Here is a 16085-nt window from a genome sequence, read left to right on the forward strand (position 1 = left end):
AATTAATAATATGTTGCACGAATCATTCGGAAAACCCCTTGAAAATCTTTTCTCATTTCTATATCCGTAAACCCGTATTTTTTCATAAAATGAATAAAATCTAAATGAATAAATTGGTTGATCTCAAAATAAACATATACTACTACACCAGTAAACCTTTTTTTTATCCAAAAAATAATTTTTTTATAAAAAATGAATGGATCCTCATCTGGAACAAATAAAGCTTGAAAAGGTTCATATTGAACAATATTTGGATGCATCAATTTTTTCTCAGATACTCTTACATAAGGAGGATTACTCACGATAATATTAACGGTATATTTTTTTATTTTTTGTAAAAAAATTAAATTATGAAGAATATCAACTTTTCTTAAAAAAATTTTTACGTTATGTAATTTGGAATTTATTCTTGCTATCGAAAGGACTTCATGAGAAAGATCTATTGCATGAATAGAACGGATTTTAGGAAGTTTTTTTTTTAAAGTAATACTAATACATCCACATCCTGTTCCAATATCAAATATTTGAATATTTTCACTATTTTTTATTTTATAATCATCTATTATCCAAGATACTAATTCTTCTGTTTCTGGTCTCGGGATAAAAACTTTTTCATTAACAAGGAAATCCATTCCAAAAAATTCTGTCTTTCCAATTACATATTGAATGGGTCTATTTTTTTTTAATTCCCATAATTTTCTTATCAATTTTTTGTATATGAAATCATCTATTTTTTCCTTTCTACTTAATTTTAAGATAATTTTTATTTTATCACATTCCAAAACATGAGTTGTTAGAATAAAAAATAGATGATTTAATTCCTTAATTTCTGGATATACTTTTTTAAGAGTATCATAAAATAAATTGTAAAATTTATAAAAATACATCATAAAATAAAAAATGAATTCAAAAAAATACTTATTTTTTGTGGAATTTTATTTTATTAAAAAATAATTTTTTTATGTTTGATGATGATACAATTGTTGCTTTAGCTACTCCTACTGGTTCCAGTGCAATTTCGGTTATTCGTATTTCTGGAAAAAAATCTATATCCACCGTTGAAACTATTTTTAGTTCCGTTCATTCTGGAAAAAAATTGGAAAATCAATCCACTCATACTATTCATTTAGGATATATTGTAGATAATCATATAGATGATGATAGAAGTAATAATAGAAGTAATTATTTGGATCAAGTTTTAGTATCTATATTTAGATCTCCTTTTTCTTATACAGGAGAAAATATGATAGAAATATCTTGTCATGGATCTTATTATATTCAACAACAGATTTTACAATTGTTAATCAGAAAAGGAATACGTTTAGCTCGTCCTGGAGAATTTACATTTCGTGCATTTTTAAATAAAAAAATGGATTTATCACAAGCAGAAGCTATAGCAGATCTCATATTATCGGATAATCAAGCCTCTCATGAATTATCTTTGCAACAAATAAAGGGCACCTTAACTAGTACCATTAAAAATTTACGGAAAAAATTATTGGATTTTTATTCCTTATTAGAATTAGAATTGGACTTTTCTGAAGAAAATATGATTTTTGCAAAAAGATCCGATCTTTTTTCTTTCTTAAAGGATTTAGAAGAAACTTTAAAAGATTTAATTGAATCTTTTTCTCTAGGAAATTCTATAAAAAAAGGAATTTATGTAGTAATTATTGGAGAACCAAATGTAGGTAAATCTACGTTATTCAATTACGTAATTCAAGAAAACCGTTCGATTATATCTCACATAGAAGGGACAACTAGAGATAGTATAGAAGGAGAATTGATTTTGAATGGGATACATTTTCATTTTGTGGATACAGCAGGAATTAGAGATACGAAAGATACAATAGAAATAATGGGGGTTCGAAAGACTATGGAAAAAATACAAGAAGCTCAAGTCCTATTATACCTTTTTGATGCATCTAAAAATGATAGAAAAAAACAGAAAAAAATGCTCAAAAAAATTCAAATTATCCACGAAAAAAATCCACTTAAAAAAATTTTAGTGATTGCTAATAAATCGGATCTATCCTCTTTTAAAGACTTCTATAACTTAAAATCAAAGTTTTCTTATTTTTTTGAAATTTCTGCAAAAAATCATCACGGTATAAAAAGAATTCTCTATACTTTAAGTAATTTATTCATTGAAAAATTAAAAGAAAAAAATATTATTGTGACACAAAACCGACATTATGAAGCATTGAAACAATCCTTAAAGGAAGTCTTACTTGCTCATGATGCATTAAGTAAAAGATTACCAGAAGATTTAGTTTCTATACATATCAAAGAGGCTTTACATCATTTAGGAAAAATTACAGGTGAAATCACTAATGAAGAGGTACTAAAAAACATATTCTCCCAATTTTGTATTGGAAAATAATAAAGAAAAAAGAAAAGTATGTCATGTATAAGAGTTCGTTTTGCTCCTAGTCCTACAGGTCCACTCCATTTAGGTGGAATAAGGACTGCTTTATATAACTATCTTTTTGCTAAAAAAAATCAAGGAAAATTTATTCTTAGACTAGAAGATACGGATAGAAAAAGATTTGTTCAAAATTCTGAATCCTATATTTTGGAAACATTAAAATGGTGCCAGATCGAACCTGATGAAGGAGTTGGTTATGGTGGTAAATATTTTCCTTATTATCAATCTCAACGTGGATATATTTATCGTATTTATTTAAATAAACTGTTAGAGAAAGGGGATGCTTATTATGCTTTTGATACAGATAAGGAACTTAATAAAAAAAGGAAGGAATATTACAATCGTGGATTAACTTTTTCTTATAATGCAAGAGTACGAATGTCCCTTAATAATTCCTTAAAAATGACAAAAAAACAATTATCTTACAAATTAAATGATGGAACTTCCTATGTCATTAGATTTAAAATTAAACCTGGAGAAAAATTGAAAATACAGGATATGATACGTGGAACTATTATGGTAAATACAGATACTTTAGACGATAAAGTCTTATTAAAATCTAATGGAGTTGCTACTTATCATTTAGCTAATACTATAGACGATTATTTAATGAAAATAACTCATGTAATCAGAGGAGAAGAATGGATCCCATCCATGCCATTGCACCTATTATTGTATCGTTCATTTGGTTGGATCCCTCCTATTTTTGCACATTTACCTTTAATATTAAGAGATGATGGAAAAGGAAAAATAAGCAAACGAAATGCAGAAAGTTTAGATTTTCCTATATTTCCTTTGCAATGGAAAGTTCCCGGTAATAAAACCATTATTAAAGGATACAGAGAGCTAGGTTATTTTCCAGAAGCTTTTGTTAATATGCTAGCTTTTTTAGGATGGAATCCTGGAGGTAAAAAAGAAATTTTTTCTTTACAAGAATTAAAAAATTCTTTTTCTTTAGAAAAAATCAATAAATCTGGAGTGACTTTTAATTTAAAGAAGGCCAATTGGTTCAATAAACAATATTTAAATAAAAAAAAAGAAGAAATATTTTCATTTCTTTGTATAGAACTAAAAAATCGTTCTCTTTTATATGAAAAAGATTATTTATGGAAAGTGATCCATCTAACAATAAATAGGATTTATTTTATTCATGAAATTTGGGAACATTCTTTTTACTTTTTTGTTTCTCCTAGTTATTATGATCCCAGTTTTTTTGATAAAATTTGTCATCAAAATACTATTGATCAATTAAAATTTTGTAAAAAATCATTATCAGAGGTTCATAAATTTACATACGTAAATTTAAGATTTTTGTTAAAAAAAAGAATATACGATAAAAATATCCATGAAATAATGCAACTATTTCGTTTATCTTTAGTAGGTGCTTTAAAAGGATCTGACATTTTCATGATTTTGGAAATGTTAGGTCAAGAAGAAAGTATACGACGTATAGAAAATATGATGAAAAAAATTAAAGAAAAAATTGATAATGATTCTTTTTGTTGAAAAAAAATATAGATTTACATTTTTGAAAAAAAAATTTAAATGCTTAAACATTATGAAAATATAATGATAATTACACCAGTTTTGTCGGATGATCAAGCAAAAAAAACGGCAAAAGAATATGAAAATTATCTAATACAAAAAAATGGAAAAATAGTTTATCAGGAACATTGGGGTTTAAAAAAATTAGCTTATCCAATTCAAAAAAAACAAAGTGGTTGTTATCATTTATTTGAATTTTTATTCAATTCTAACTTAGTATCTGATTTAGAATTGAAATTAAGACAAGATGAACGAATTTTACGTTTTATTACTGTAAAATTAAATAAATATGGGATAGAATATGCAGAAAGGAGAAGAAATAAATTTTTTAACAAGAACAAAGAATTATGAGTTTAGAGGAGATAGATCAAAAAAATATAAAAAAAAAAGGAGGAGATAGCGATTTAAGATACTTATCTCCTCTTAAAATAGAAACAAAATTAGAAAAAAAATATTGTTTTTTTGAAAAAAGTAATATAAAGTATATAGATTATAAGGATCCTACCTTTTTAATAAAATTTCTGAATGCACAAGGTAAAATTTTACCACGTCGTATTACAGGTACTCTACAAAAAAATCAAAAAAAATTAAATTCTGCTATAAAAAGATGCAGACAAATAGGGCTTTTACCTTTTGTTACAGATGATTTAAGATAATATGAAAATTATTCTAAAAAAAGACGTGGAAAATTTAGGGTTTCAATACGATGAATTAGATGTTAAACCTGGGTATGCTAGAAACTATCTAATTCCTAATGATTATGCTGTTTTAGCACTTCCTGGAACAGTAAAAAATATTCATGAAATATTGAAACAACGCTATAAAAAGGAAAGTTTTTTAATTGAAAAATCCAAAGAAATAGAAAAAAAATTAAAAAAATTAACTATAAAAATAAAAGCTAAAGTAGGAAAAAGAGGAAAATTATTCGGTTCCATTAACAATCAAGAAATAATGAAAGTTTTAAATAAAAAAGGAATTTCTATAGAAAAAAAATCTATCAGAATTCCTGGTAATAAAGTAATTAAGACAATTGGGAAACATCAGGTAAGTATACGTTTACATCGTACAAAAGAGTTCACTCTAAATTTTGAAGTATTGTCTTCCTGATATGATTGAATTTTAAATTATTGAAAGGTATTGTATAATAAGACTAAATTGAGTAAAACAATGATAATAGTGATCAACCAAGATAATATTTTTAAAAAAGGTCCATTGACAAATAATCCCATTTTATTATAATCTCCTGTAAAATTAACTAAAGGAATAATTGCAAAACTTAATTGTATTGATAAAATTATTTGACTAATTATTAGTAATTCTGCAGTTCCTTTTTCTCCATAAATAATAGAGGCTATCATAGCAGGAACAATAGCAATTAACCTAGTTATTAGTCTTCTAACCCAAGGTTTTAATCGTATATGAAGAAATCCTTCCATCACAATTTGTCCAGATAAAGTTCCAGTAAGTGTAGAATTTTGTCCTGATGCGAGTAAAGCTAGTGCAAAAAAAACTCCCGAAAGACTAGATCCTAGTATAGGAGATAAAAGTTTATGTGCGTCCATAATATCTGCTACTTCTGTATGCCCATATTTATGAAAAGTTGCTGCAGATATGATTAATATTGCTGCATTGATAAAAAAAGCTAAAGATAAAGATAATGTACTATCTATAGTCGCATATTTTATGGCCATTTTTTTACCTTCAATAGTTCGTTGGTAGTTCCTTGTTTGTATAATACTTGAATGTAGGTAAAGATTGTGAGGCATGACAGTTGCTCCTAGGATTCCAATAGAAATGTAGAAAGAATGTGAATTTTGAATTATTTCAGGATTTGGAATAATTCCTTTTAAAATGGGTAAAATTTCTGGTTTAGAACTAATAATTTCAAAACTAAAACAAATCAAAATTGTAAAAATTAATACGGCTACCACACTTTCAATGTATCTGAATCCTTTATATTGAAAAAATAAAATGAGTAAAACATCTATAGTCGTAATTAATACCCCCCACGTAATGGGAATTCCAAAAAGTAATTTTAATGCTAATACGGAACCAATTATTTCTGCTAAATCACATGCAGCAATAGCGATTTCGCATAAAATCCATAATATAAAACTAATAAAGGGAGGATAATGATCCCTACAGGCTTGTGCTAAATCTCGTTCACAAACAATTCCTAATTTTAAAGACAAATGTTGCAAAATGATAGCAAAAATATTGGATATAAAAATAACGGATAAAAGCATGTATCCGAATTTAGACCCTCCAGCAATATCTGTTGCCCAATTTCCTGGATCCATATACCCTACAGCAATTAATAGTCCTGGTCCAGTAAAAGCAAAAAATTTTTTCCATATTCCTTTTTTTTTAGGAACATAAACAGTAGAAAAAACCTCAGAAAGGGAAGGGGTTTTATTCTTTTTTCTCCATCCTTTTATTGGATCTTTATTTTTTAGCATAAAAATAGAATTAGTAGAGTATGAAAATATAAAGTTAACTGTTTTACTATTTTTATTTTCGATTGTCTTATTAGGATAAAATTTTAAAAAAAAATTTTATTTTATACAATTATTTTTTACCTTTATTTATTTTGATTCTGCGAAGTTAAGTAAGTAAGAAGTAAGAAAGACAAAGAATAGGACTCCTTATTCCTTATTTTTTTTTATCGAATCGGTGATATGGAGTATGAGATTAATTAAATATTTCTTACATGAAAAAAATTGCTATACAAGGAATAAAGGGGTGTTTTCATCATGCTGCAGTTTCTAGATACTTTGAAGGATGTCATTACAAACTGATGGAATGTTCTTCCTTTAGAGAACTTGCCTTTTCTGTTTCTAAATCTAATGTAGATATTGGTGTAATGGCTATAGAGAATACTATAGCAGGTCCTATATTGACTAATTATAGTCTTTTATATGAATATAAATTAAGAATAGTTGGAGAAATATATATTCCTATAAGACATCATTTGATGGCTATCCATGGACAAAATATGAAAGATATAAAGGAAATTTACTCTCATCCAATGGCTATTTTGCAATGTGAGTTATTTATAGATTCACATCCTGATGTAAAGATATCCAAGTATTCTGATACGGCTTCTGCCGCTAAATACATTTCTATATGCAAGAAAAAAGGATTAGCTGCGATTGCATCAGAATATGCAGCTAAGGAATATGGATTAGAAATTATTTCTAGAAATATACAAACCATTAAAAGAAATTTTACCAGGTTTTTTATTATTAAAAATTTTTCCAATAAAGAAGATAATTTTAATAAAGCTTCACTAAGATTAAAAATTTTCCATACTACTGGTAGCTTATCTCAAATATTGAGTCTTATATCAAATCTTGGAATAAATATGACTAAAATACAATCTATTCCTAGAATACAAAAACCTTGGGAATATTTCTTTTATGTGGATATTATATTCAATAATATAAAAGATTATGAAAAAATGAAAATATGTATACAAAGGATCCCCTATCTTCATAAACTTTCTATTATGGGAGAATATAAAAATGGAATAATTAGATCTTAATGATTGTTGTAGCAAAAAGAATACATCAAATATCGGAATATTTTTTTTCCGAAAAAATGAAAGAGATTCAGACTCTTGAAAATAAGGGAATAGATATCATTAATTTAGGAATTGGTAATCCGGATATTCTACCTCCAGACGGAGTTATTCATAAAATGAAAGAAGCATCAGAAATAAAAAAGGCTAACACTTATCAGAGTTATATTGGGATAGAAAGTTTACGTAAAGCTATTGCAGATTGGTATGGAAATACGTATAAAGTGTATGTGGATTCTCAAAAAGAAGTGTTACCTTTGATGGGTTCAAAGGAAGGAATTATGGATATAAGCCTTTCTTATTTGAACAAAGGAAATCAAGTTTTAATTCCAAATCCTGGATATCCTATTTATTCTTCCATATCTAAACTTTTAGAATCGGAAGTGATTTATTATGATCTTTATGATAGGGAAAATTGGTGGCCTAATATAAAACTATTGGAAAATAAAAATCTATCTAAGGTGAAGATTATGTGGATCAATTATCCTCATATGCCAACAGGTGCAACTATAACTTTTGAAAAGTTGGAAGAGATAGTCTTTTTTGCGAAAAAAAATCGTATTTTATTAGTGCACGATAATCCTTATAGTTTAATATTAAATAATAATCAACGTCCTTTAAGTATATTTAATATTCAAGGATCTAAAGATATTGCTTTAGAATTAAATTCTTTAAGTAAAAGTTATAATATGGCTGGATGGCGTATTGGAATGATAATAGGAAAAAACGAATATATTAAAAATATTTTAAAAGTAAAAAGTCTAATCAATTCTGGAATGTATTATCCAATACAAATTGGGGCTATTGAAGCAATGAATCAAAATTCAGAATGGTTTCAAAAACTAAATCTAGAATATTTAAAACGTAAAAAAATTATATTGGAGATATGTGATCGTCTATATTTAGAATATAGAAGAAAAAGTTCCGGAATATTTGTTTGGGCTAAGATTCTAGATTTAGAACAAAATGATCGTGAATGGTCCGATAAAATTCTCAAAAATTATCACATATTTATTACACCTGGAAGCATTTTTGGAAATAATGGAAAAGGGTATGTAAGATTATCTATGTGTTGTCCTGTAAAAACTTTGGAAAAAGCAAAAAATAGAATTTTTTCATGAATATTGGAATTATAGGATTAGGGTTAATCGGGGGATCTATTAGTTTAGGATTAAGAAAATCCAATTTTGGAGATAAATTTCTAGGAATAGACTCTAATAAAGAAAATGCTATTCATGCTGTAAAACTTGGAATTGTAGATAAAATCATTTCTTTTCAGGATCTTATTCTACAATCATCCGTTATTATTTTATCCATTCCTGTAGATGGAATAGAAAAAATACTTCCAATGATTCTTAATAAAATAAGTAATGATACAGTTATTTTAGATACTGGATCTACTAAGTATGAAATTTGTAACAGTGTCTATTCTCATCCAAAAAGAAGTCGTTTTGTGGCTACCCACCCTATTGCAGGAGTAGAAAATTCTGGACCAGAATATGCTCATTCAGATCTTTTCCATAAAAAAAATTGTATTCTTTGTGATTCTGAACTTAGTGATCCAGATGCGATATTCATCGTAGAGAAAATTTATTCTATAATGGATATGCGTATGATTTATATCACATCTAAAGAACATGATTTTTATATTTCTTACGTATCTCATTTACCTCATGTGGTTTCCTTTTCTTTAGCGAGCACCGTTTTAGAAAAATTTAAAAATGAAAAAAAAATTTTTAATAATATGAGGGGGAGTGGATTGGATTCTACTACACGTTTAGCGAAAAGTCAACCTGAAACGTGGTTACCTATTTTTATTTCTAATAAAAATAATCTGATTCAAGCTATGGATGTTTATATAGATCACTTAAAGATATTTCGTAAATATTTAAAAAAAGAAGAATTTCATCAAATGGATCGGTATATAAAAAAAGCAAATGATATAAAATAAAAAAAATATGTATAATGTATAAATTGTATTATGATGGAAAAAAATATTCTAAATAATAGTATAGACAGATCTTGGATTAACAAGTTTGATCAACCCCTAGTCATATCTGGTCCTTGTAGTGCAGAGAGCGAAAAACAAATCAAAGAAACAGCTATAAGGATGGACCCATCCTATGTACAAGCATTTAGAGCAGGTATATGGAAACCTAGAACTAAACCGAATAATTTTGAAGGAATTGGGAAAGTTGGACTTCAATGGCTAAAAAATGTAAAAAAAAATACAGGATTAATGGTTGCTACGGAAGTAGCTAATGCAGAACATGTCAAGTTGGCGTTATCTTTTGATATAGATATTCTTTGGATAGGAGCAAGAAGTACAGCAAGTCCATTTACTGTCCAAGAAATTGCGGATTCTTTAAAAGGAAAAGAGGATCAAATTATCTTAGTAAAAAATCCTATACATCCTGATCTAGAATTATGGATAGGAGCTTTAGAACGTTTATTTTCAAAAGGAGTTAAAAAATTAGGAGTTATACATCGTGGTTTTTATACCTATCAAACATCTAAATATCGTAATCAACCTAACTGGAATATATTATTGAATTTGAGGAGTATTCTTCCTAGAATTCCTATTATTTGTGATCCTTCACATATTTGTGGAAATAAAGAAGGAATTTTAGAAATTTCCAAAATAGCTTTTCATTTTTTTAGATGTGATGGATGGATGATCGAAAGTCATTGTGATCCTGATCATGCTTGGAGTGATGCTAAACAACAAATCACTCCTGAAAAACTTTTGGAAATGTTAAAAAAATTGATATATTCTAATAATTATGATGATGAAAAATATCAAAATCAGTTAAATTCGTTAAGAATCCTCATTGATGAAATAGATGAAAATATTATTACTCTTTTAGCAGAAAGAATGAAAATTTCTAAAAAATTAGGAATTCTGAAAAAAAAATATAATATAGCTTTATTACAGAAAAATAGATGGGAGTATATTTTAAATAAATCTATCAAATTAGGAAAAGAATTAGGTGTTTCGGAAGATCTTATTGAAGAAATTTTCAAAATATTGCATAAAGAATCCATTAAAATTCAAAAATATTAAAAATAGAATTTAGGAGAATAGCAAGCGAAGTCATCAAATAAAAAAAATGCCTTATTTATTCACTAGCGAATCTGTTTCAGAAGGACATCCTGATAAAATATCGGATCAAATATCGGATGCTATATTAGATCATTTTCTAGCCTATGATTCAGAAGCAAAAGTAGCTATAGAAACTTTAGTTACTACAGGGCAAATTGTATTAGCAGGAGAAGTCAATTCTAAAACTTGGGTAAATGTTCAAAAAATAGCTCGTGATACCCTTAGGAAGATTGGATATACGAAAAATGAATATAGATTCAATGCAGATTCTTGTGGTGTTATTTCTTCTATTCAAGAACAATCTAGAGATTTATTCCAGGGTATACAAAATAAGAAAAAAGAAAATCAAGGTGCAGGTGACCAAGGTATTGTATTTGGGTATGCTATTAAGGAAACAGAAAATTATATGCCTTTATCATTAGAAATGTCTCATTCTTTATTAAGGGAACTTTCATCCATACGAAATGAAGGAGAAAAAATGCTTTATTTACGTCCAGATGCAAAATCTCAAGTTACTCTGGAATATTCTGATAAAAATATCCCTATACATATTCACACTATTGTAATTTCAACTCAACATGATGAATTTGATACAAAAGAAAAAATGCATAAACGGATAGTTCAAGATATTAAAAATATTTTGATTCCAAGGGTAAAGAATATCCTATCGAAGGATATAAAAAAATTATTTACCGATCGAACGAAATATTACATAAATTCTACAGGTAAATTTGTTACTGGAGGACCTCACGGAGATACTGGAATTACCGGAAGAAAAATCATCGTGGATACTTATGGAGGAAGAGGTTCTCATGGAGGAGGGTCTTTTTCTGGAAAAGATCCTTCTAAAGTGGATAGATCTGCTGCTTATGCTGCTAGGTATATTGCCAAAAATCTTGTTGCAGCAGGAGTCGCAGATGAATTATCGATACAAATATCTTATGCAGTTGGTATTGCAAAACCTATAGGAATTTTTGTGAATACTTATGGGTCTTCTAAAAAAGAACTTCTTGATGAAGATATTGTACTAAAAATTAAGAAAATTTTTGATTTTCGTCCTTACGCTATAACAAAAAAATTAAAATTGTGTAACCCAATATATGAGGAAACAGCTGTTTATGGACATATGGGAAAAATTCCAAAAAAAGTATGGAAATATTTTTCGGATATAGAAGGAAATAAAAAAAAACAAGAAGTAGAACTTTTCACATGGGAAAAATTGGACTATTTGCCTATAATCAAAGAAGTTTTTGATATTTAATTCAATAAAAAATAGGTATTTTTGGTTAAATTTTTAACTATGTCTTACAATCTATTGAAAGGAAAAAAAGGGATTATATTTGGAGCTTTAGATGAAAATTCTATTGCTTGGAAGGTAGCAGAACGTGCTTATCAAGAAAAAGCGTCTTTTATTTTAACAAATACCCCTGCGGCTTTAAGAATGGGAAAAATTTATGAATTATCTCATAAAACAGAATCTATGGTAATTCCAGCAGATGCAACTTCTATGATAGATCTTAATATTTTGTTTGATAAAGCTTTAGATCATTTTGGAGGAAAAATAGATTTTCTATTGCATTCCATTGCTATGTCCATAAATATTCGAAAAGGGATTCCTTATACCTCTATTAATTATGAATTTTTAAAAAAAGGATGGGAAATATCTGCCGTATCCTATCATAAAATCATGCAAACGGCTTGGAGTAAAAATGCCATGAACCAATGGGGATCTATTGTAGCTCTAACTTATGTGGCTTCTCAAAAAAGCTTTTCATATTATGGAGATATGTCTGATTATAAGTCTTATCTAGAGAGCATTACACGTAATTTTGGTTATCATTGGGGAATAAAAAAAAAAGTTAGGGTTAATACGGTTTCACAATCTCCTACTGTTACAAAGGCCGCAAAATCTATTAAAGGATTCAATCAATTTTTTATTTTATCTGAAAAAATATCTCCTTTAGGAAATGCTTCGGCACAAGATTGCGCAAACTATATAATTACACTGTTTTCAGATTTTACAAGAAAAGTAACAATGCAAAATTTGTATCATGATGGAGGTTTTTCTAAAACAGGGATTAGTGAAACGATGATTTCATAATTTTTATTTATTTATTTCAATTTTTTTAGAAAAATATAAAATATGAAAAAAATTATTTCTCCATCTTTACTTTCAGCAGACCTGGCTTTCTTATATCGTGATATAGAAATGCTAAATAAAAGTGAAGCAGATTGGTTCCATATTGATATTATGGATTCCTCTTTTGTTTCTAATATTTCTTTTGGTACTTTGTTTATCAAACATGTCAAAAAATATACTCATAAACCTATAGATGTGCATTTAATGATTATGCAACCAGAACACTATATAGAAGAATTTAAATCCTGTGGAGTAGATAACTTACATGTTCATTATGAAGCTTGTATACATTTAAACAGAACTATTAATTCCATTAAAGAATATGGAATGAAAGTAGGTGTTGCAGTCAATCCTCATACTCCCGTTTTTCTTTTACAAGATGTTATTAAAGATATAGATTTTGTTTTATTAATGAGCGTAAATCCTGGTTTTAGCGGACAAAAATTTATTCATCAAACTTATCAAAAAATAGAAGATACTAAAGATTTGATTTTTAAAAAAAATTCTTCTGCACTTATCGAAGTAGATGGAGGTATTAATTTAGAAATTGCTTCTTTATTATTCAAAAATGGAGCAGATATATTGGTAGCAGGAACTACTATTTTTTCGAATTCTAACCCAAAAAAAATTATTCATAGAATGAAATTAGGAAGCATTTAAAATCAGATTTTTGTATTCTTATTCTTTTTTTTGAATAATCATGATTTCTAAAGAAACTATAAAACGAATATTTTATTCTTCTTGTATAGAAGAAGTTATCGGAGATTTTGTTTTTTTAAAAAAAAGTGGTCTAAACTATAGAGGTCTTAGTCCATTTTCTAATGAAAAAACACCTTCTCTGATTGTTTCTCCTACAAAAAAAATATGGAAAGATTTCAGTTCTGGAAAAGGTGGAAATATTATTACTTTTCTTATGGAATACGAAAAATTAACTTATGTAGAATCCTTACATTATTTAGCTAAAAAGTATAATATAAAGATTCATGAATCTGAAGAAAATACAGAATTTAGGAAAATTTATCATGAAAAATATGGAATTTTATATTTAATACAGAATTATGCAAAATGTTTTTTCATTCAACAATTACATTCCACAAAAGAAGGTCAAGAAAAGGGATTGAATTATTTAATAAAAAAAAGAGGATTTGATATGAAAACGATTCATCAATTTGAATTAGGTTATGCCAATTCTTCTTGGATATTATTTACGGAAACAGCTTTAAAAAAAGGATTTAAAATACGTGATTTAAAAAAATCTGGTCTTACTAAATTCAAAAAATCCAATAATTTTGACTGTTTTCGTGAACGTATCATTTTTCCTATACATGATTTATCAGGTGGGGTTATAGGATTTGGTGGTAGGACTATTAATAGTTATTCCCGTACAACGAAATATTTAAATTCATCCGAAAATGATATTTTTCAAAAAAGTAAAATTTTGTATGGTTTATTTCAAGCTAAAAAAACTATTTTAAAAGAGAATCTTTGTTATTTAGTAGAGGGATATGCAGATGTCCTTTCTTTGCATCAATCTGGAATAAAAAATGTTGTATCCTCTTCTGGGACTTCCTTGACAATTGATCAAATATTATTAATTAAGAAATTTACAAGAAATATTGTTCTTTTTTACGATGGGGACCGTTCTGGAATTCAAGCTTCTTTAAGAGGAATAAATATGTTCTTGGAACAAGAAATGAACTTACGTATATTATTGACTAATAATGGAGAAGATCCAGATACTATTTCGAAAAAATATTCTTATTCTCAATTGAGATATTTTTTAGAAAAAAAAAGTTATAATTTTGTTTCTTTTAAACAAAAAATGTTTGAAAAATTCTGTCAAGATGATCCAATTAAAAAATCGTTTTTAGTTTTGAATATTTTGAAGAGCATTTCAAAAGTATCCAATCTGATTCAAAGAGAATTATATATAGAAGTAGCTTCCAAAAATCTAAAAATTCGTAAAGAAATTTTAATTTCTGAATTGGAAAGAATAAATAATAAAAAAATTTATAAGAAAAATAAAACTATTAGTATTAGTTCAGAAAAAACTAACAAAAATATTCTTCTTCTAATTGAAGAAAAGTTGATTCAGTTGATTTTAAATTATGGAGATAAGGAGATAAAAATAGAAGGATCTAAGACAACAGTTTCCGAAAAAATATTCCAGACTTTTCAATTCCATAATTTTCGTTTTTCTTTGGATTCTCATCAAAAAATATTTGACCAAATTTGTTTACAAAAAAAGGAAATAAAAAAATGGAAATTTTTGTATCATAAAAATACGAAATCCTATTCATTATCCAAATGGGATAAAAAAGGAATTGAAGTGTCCTCTAAAGAGGATAACATAGATCGATATCTTATAGACCTTTTATTGAGATATAAGTCCCAATATTTTTTGAAATTAATTCAAAAAGAAATCAGTAATTTTAGAAAAAATATTAAAATTGAGAATAAGAAAGATCTTTTACAAAAAATAATGAATTTAACAATTTTAAAAAATGAACTGAATAAAAAATTACATAGATATGTATAAAAATGAAAAAATATTCATTATAGAATTTATGTAAAATGGAAGATGACTTGTTTTATTTTTGATTCTTATAAGAATTTTGGTAAATTCGTGCATATAAAATATAGAAAAATGAATACATTAATTGCAAAAAAAGCGCCTAATTTTACAGCTAATGCAGTATTAAATGGAAAAGAAATTGTTCCAAATTTTACTTTGGAACAATTTAAGGGAAGTAAATATGTATTGCTTTTTTTCTATCCTAAAGATTTTACTTTTGTATGTCCAACAGAAATATATGCATTTCAAGAAAAAATGAAGGATTTTGAATCTAGAAATGTACAAATAATTGCTGTATCTACAGATACAGAACAATCGCATTGGGCTTGGTTGCAGATTCCAAAAGAAAAAGGGGGTATATATGGTGTTACATATCCTATCGTTTCAGATATCAATAAAACTATATCCCATAATTATGGAGTTTTATCTGCAAATTGGATTTGCAATAATGAAGAATTGAAAGCAACGGGAGAAATGATTTCTTATAGAGGATTGTTTTTAATAGATAAAAATGGGATTATAAGACATCTTTTAATTAATGATTTTCCTTTGGGTAGAAATGTAGATGAAGCAATTCGTATGATCGATGCTCTTCAGTATTATGAAAAAAGTGGAGAAGTTTGTCCAGCAAATTGGAAAAAAGGTAAAAAATCTATGAAAGCTAGTCATAGTGGTCTTTTAGATTATTTTTCTTCTTAAAAAAAACTCTGAAAA

At 27.0% G+C, this 16085-nt stretch carries 16 protein-coding genes; 14 read left to right on the forward strand and 2 right to left on the reverse strand.

Annotation, left to right across the window (positions count from 1 at the left end; all coding sequences use genetic code 11):
- Nucleotides 1-2: 2 nt before the first annotated feature.
- On the reverse strand, nucleotides 3-890 hold the full coding sequence (locus DM817_RS01615; RefSeq protein ID WP_113738303.1) for a N5-glutamine methyltransferase family protein: 888 nt from the start codon (nucleotides 888-890) through the stop codon (nucleotides 3-5).
- Nucleotides 891-961: 71 nt separating this feature from the next.
- Here DM817_RS01615 and mnmE point away from each other — a divergent pair, with 71 nt between their 5' ends.
- The 5 genes from mnmE to rplI are packed head-to-tail and all read left to right on the forward strand — an operon-like array spanning nucleotide 962 to nucleotide 5080.
- On the forward strand, nucleotides 962-2383 hold the full coding sequence (mnmE, locus tag DM817_RS01620) for a tRNA uridine-5-carboxymethylaminomethyl(34) synthesis GTPase MnmE (protein WP_113738555.1): 1422 nt from the start codon (nucleotides 962-964) through the stop codon (nucleotides 2381-2383).
- Nucleotides 2384-2401: 18 nt separating this feature from the next.
- Nucleotides 2402-3934, forward strand: coding sequence for a glutamate--tRNA ligase (gltX, locus tag DM817_RS01625; RefSeq protein WP_113738304.1), 1533 nt, complete (start codon nucleotides 2402-2404; stop codon nucleotides 3932-3934).
- 39 nt (nucleotides 3935-3973) lie between these two features.
- A complete protein-coding gene (gene rpsF / locus DM817_RS01630; protein ID WP_113738305.1) occupies nucleotides 3974-4324 on the forward strand; it encodes a 30S ribosomal protein S6 in 351 nt (116 codons plus the stop codon).
- Complete coding sequence (gene rpsR / locus DM817_RS01635) at nucleotides 4321-4629, forward strand: 30S ribosomal protein S18 (RefSeq protein WP_113738306.1); 309 nt, start codon at nucleotides 4321-4323, stop codon at nucleotides 4627-4629. Before rpsF ends, rpsR begins: the two co-directional genes overlap by 4 nt.
- Nucleotide 4630: 1 nt before the next feature.
- On the forward strand, nucleotides 4631-5080 hold the full coding sequence (gene rplI / locus DM817_RS01640) for a 50S ribosomal protein L9 (RefSeq protein WP_113738307.1): 450 nt from the start codon (nucleotides 4631-4633) through the stop codon (nucleotides 5078-5080).
- Between the two features lie 17 nt (nucleotides 5081-5097).
- On the opposite strand, the gene DM817_RS01645 is transcribed toward rplI, so the two are convergent.
- Entirely contained in the window at nucleotides 5098-6432 is a 1335-nt protein-coding gene (locus tag DM817_RS01645; RefSeq protein ID WP_113738308.1) for an Nramp family divalent metal transporter, read from the reverse strand.
- A gap of 251 nt (nucleotides 6433-6683) precedes the next feature.
- On the opposite strand from DM817_RS01645, the gene DM817_RS01650 reads away from it, so the two are divergent.
- The 9 genes from DM817_RS01650 to DM817_RS01690 all read left to right on the forward strand — a co-directional run bounded on the left by DM817_RS01650 (nucleotide 6684) and on the right by DM817_RS01690 (nucleotide 16070).
- On the forward strand, nucleotides 6684-7517 hold the full coding sequence (locus DM817_RS01650; protein WP_113738309.1) for a prephenate dehydratase: 834 nt from the start codon (nucleotides 6684-6686) through the stop codon (nucleotides 7515-7517).
- The gene (locus DM817_RS01655) at nucleotides 7517-8674 is read left to right on the forward strand and encodes a pyridoxal phosphate-dependent aminotransferase (RefSeq protein ID WP_113738310.1); all 1158 of its coding nucleotides are present in this window, start codon (nucleotides 7517-7519) and stop codon (nucleotides 8672-8674) included. The genes DM817_RS01650 and DM817_RS01655 overlap by 1 nt, the downstream gene beginning before the upstream one ends.
- A complete protein-coding gene (locus DM817_RS01660; RefSeq protein WP_113738311.1) occupies nucleotides 8671-9504 on the forward strand; it encodes a prephenate dehydrogenase in 834 nt (277 codons plus the stop codon). The genes DM817_RS01655 and DM817_RS01660 overlap by 4 nt, the downstream gene beginning before the upstream one ends.
- A 33-nt stretch (nucleotides 9505-9537) precedes the next feature.
- Entirely contained in the window at nucleotides 9538-10617 is a 1080-nt protein-coding gene (locus tag DM817_RS01665; RefSeq protein ID WP_113738556.1) for a bifunctional 3-deoxy-7-phosphoheptulonate synthase/chorismate mutase type II, read from the forward strand.
- Between the two features lie 46 nt (nucleotides 10618-10663).
- Nucleotides 10664-11917, forward strand: a complete 1254-nt coding sequence (metK, locus tag DM817_RS01670) for a methionine adenosyltransferase (RefSeq protein ID WP_113738312.1) — start codon at nucleotides 10664-10666, stop codon at nucleotides 11915-11917.
- Between the two features lie 39 nt (nucleotides 11918-11956).
- Nucleotides 11957-12757 (forward strand): enoyl-ACP reductase FabI, encoded by an 801-nt coding sequence (locus DM817_RS01675; RefSeq protein WP_113738313.1) that lies wholly within the window; start codon nucleotides 11957-11959, stop codon nucleotides 12755-12757.
- A 42-nt stretch (nucleotides 12758-12799) separates the two neighbouring features.
- Entirely contained in the window at nucleotides 12800-13456 is a 657-nt protein-coding gene (gene rpe / locus DM817_RS01680; protein WP_113738314.1) for a ribulose-phosphate 3-epimerase, read from the forward strand.
- A gap of 40 nt (nucleotides 13457-13496) precedes the next feature.
- The gene (gene dnaG, locus DM817_RS01685) at nucleotides 13497-15335 is read left to right on the forward strand and encodes a DNA primase (RefSeq protein ID WP_113738315.1); all 1839 of its coding nucleotides are present in this window, start codon (nucleotides 13497-13499) and stop codon (nucleotides 15333-15335) included.
- Between the two features lie 108 nt (nucleotides 15336-15443).
- The gene (locus tag DM817_RS01690; RefSeq protein WP_113738557.1) at nucleotides 15444-16070 is read left to right on the forward strand and encodes a peroxiredoxin; all 627 of its coding nucleotides are present in this window, start codon (nucleotides 15444-15446) and stop codon (nucleotides 16068-16070) included.
- Nucleotides 16071-16085: the final 15 nt, after the last annotated feature.

Source organism: Blattabacterium clevelandi, from assembly GCF_003268615.1.
In the GTDB taxonomy this organism is placed as follows: Bacteria; Bacteroidota; Bacteroidia; order Flavobacteriales; family Blattabacteriaceae; genus Blattabacterium; species Blattabacterium clevelandi.

What these genes read in the sequence shown, in the direction of transcription:
- DM817_RS01615 (WP_113738303.1), bottom strand. Translation starts at nt 890, where the DNA reads ATGATGTATTTTTATAAATTTTACAATTTATTTTATGATACTCTTAAA.
- mnmE (WP_113738555.1), top strand. Translation starts at nt 962, where the DNA reads ATGTTTGATGATGATACAATTGTTGCTTTAGCTACTCCTACTGGTTCC.
- gltX (WP_113738304.1), top strand. Translation starts at nt 2,402, where the DNA reads ATGTCATGTATAAGAGTTCGTTTTGCTCCTAGTCCTACAGGTCCACTC.
- rpsF (WP_113738305.1), top strand. Translation starts at nt 3,974, where the DNA reads ATGCTTAAACATTATGAAAATATAATGATAATTACACCAGTTTTGTCG.
- rpsR (WP_113738306.1), top strand. Translation starts at nt 4,321, where the DNA reads ATGAGTTTAGAGGAGATAGATCAAAAAAATATAAAAAAAAAAGGAGGA.
- rplI (WP_113738307.1), top strand. Translation starts at nt 4,631, where the DNA reads ATGAAAATTATTCTAAAAAAAGACGTGGAAAATTTAGGGTTTCAATAC.
- DM817_RS01645 (WP_113738308.1), bottom strand. Translation starts at nt 6,432, where the DNA reads ATGCTAAAAAATAAAGATCCAATAAAAGGATGGAGAAAAAAGAATAAA.
- DM817_RS01650 (WP_113738309.1), top strand. Translation starts at nt 6,684, where the DNA reads ATGAAAAAAATTGCTATACAAGGAATAAAGGGGTGTTTTCATCATGCT.
- DM817_RS01655 (WP_113738310.1), top strand. Translation starts at nt 7,517, where the DNA reads ATGATTGTTGTAGCAAAAAGAATACATCAAATATCGGAATATTTTTTT.
- DM817_RS01660 (WP_113738311.1), top strand. Translation starts at nt 8,671, where the DNA reads ATGAATATTGGAATTATAGGATTAGGGTTAATCGGGGGATCTATTAGT.
- DM817_RS01665 (WP_113738556.1), top strand. Translation starts at nt 9,538, where the DNA reads ATGGAAAAAAATATTCTAAATAATAGTATAGACAGATCTTGGATTAAC.
- metK (WP_113738312.1), top strand. Translation starts at nt 10,664, where the DNA reads ATGCCTTATTTATTCACTAGCGAATCTGTTTCAGAAGGACATCCTGAT.
- DM817_RS01675 (WP_113738313.1), top strand. Translation starts at nt 11,957, where the DNA reads ATGTCTTACAATCTATTGAAAGGAAAAAAAGGGATTATATTTGGAGCT.
- rpe (WP_113738314.1), top strand. Translation starts at nt 12,800, where the DNA reads ATGAAAAAAATTATTTCTCCATCTTTACTTTCAGCAGACCTGGCTTTC.
- dnaG (WP_113738315.1), top strand. Translation starts at nt 13,497, where the DNA reads ATGATTTCTAAAGAAACTATAAAACGAATATTTTATTCTTCTTGTATA.
- DM817_RS01690 (WP_113738557.1), top strand. Translation starts at nt 15,444, where the DNA reads ATGAATACATTAATTGCAAAAAAAGCGCCTAATTTTACAGCTAATGCA.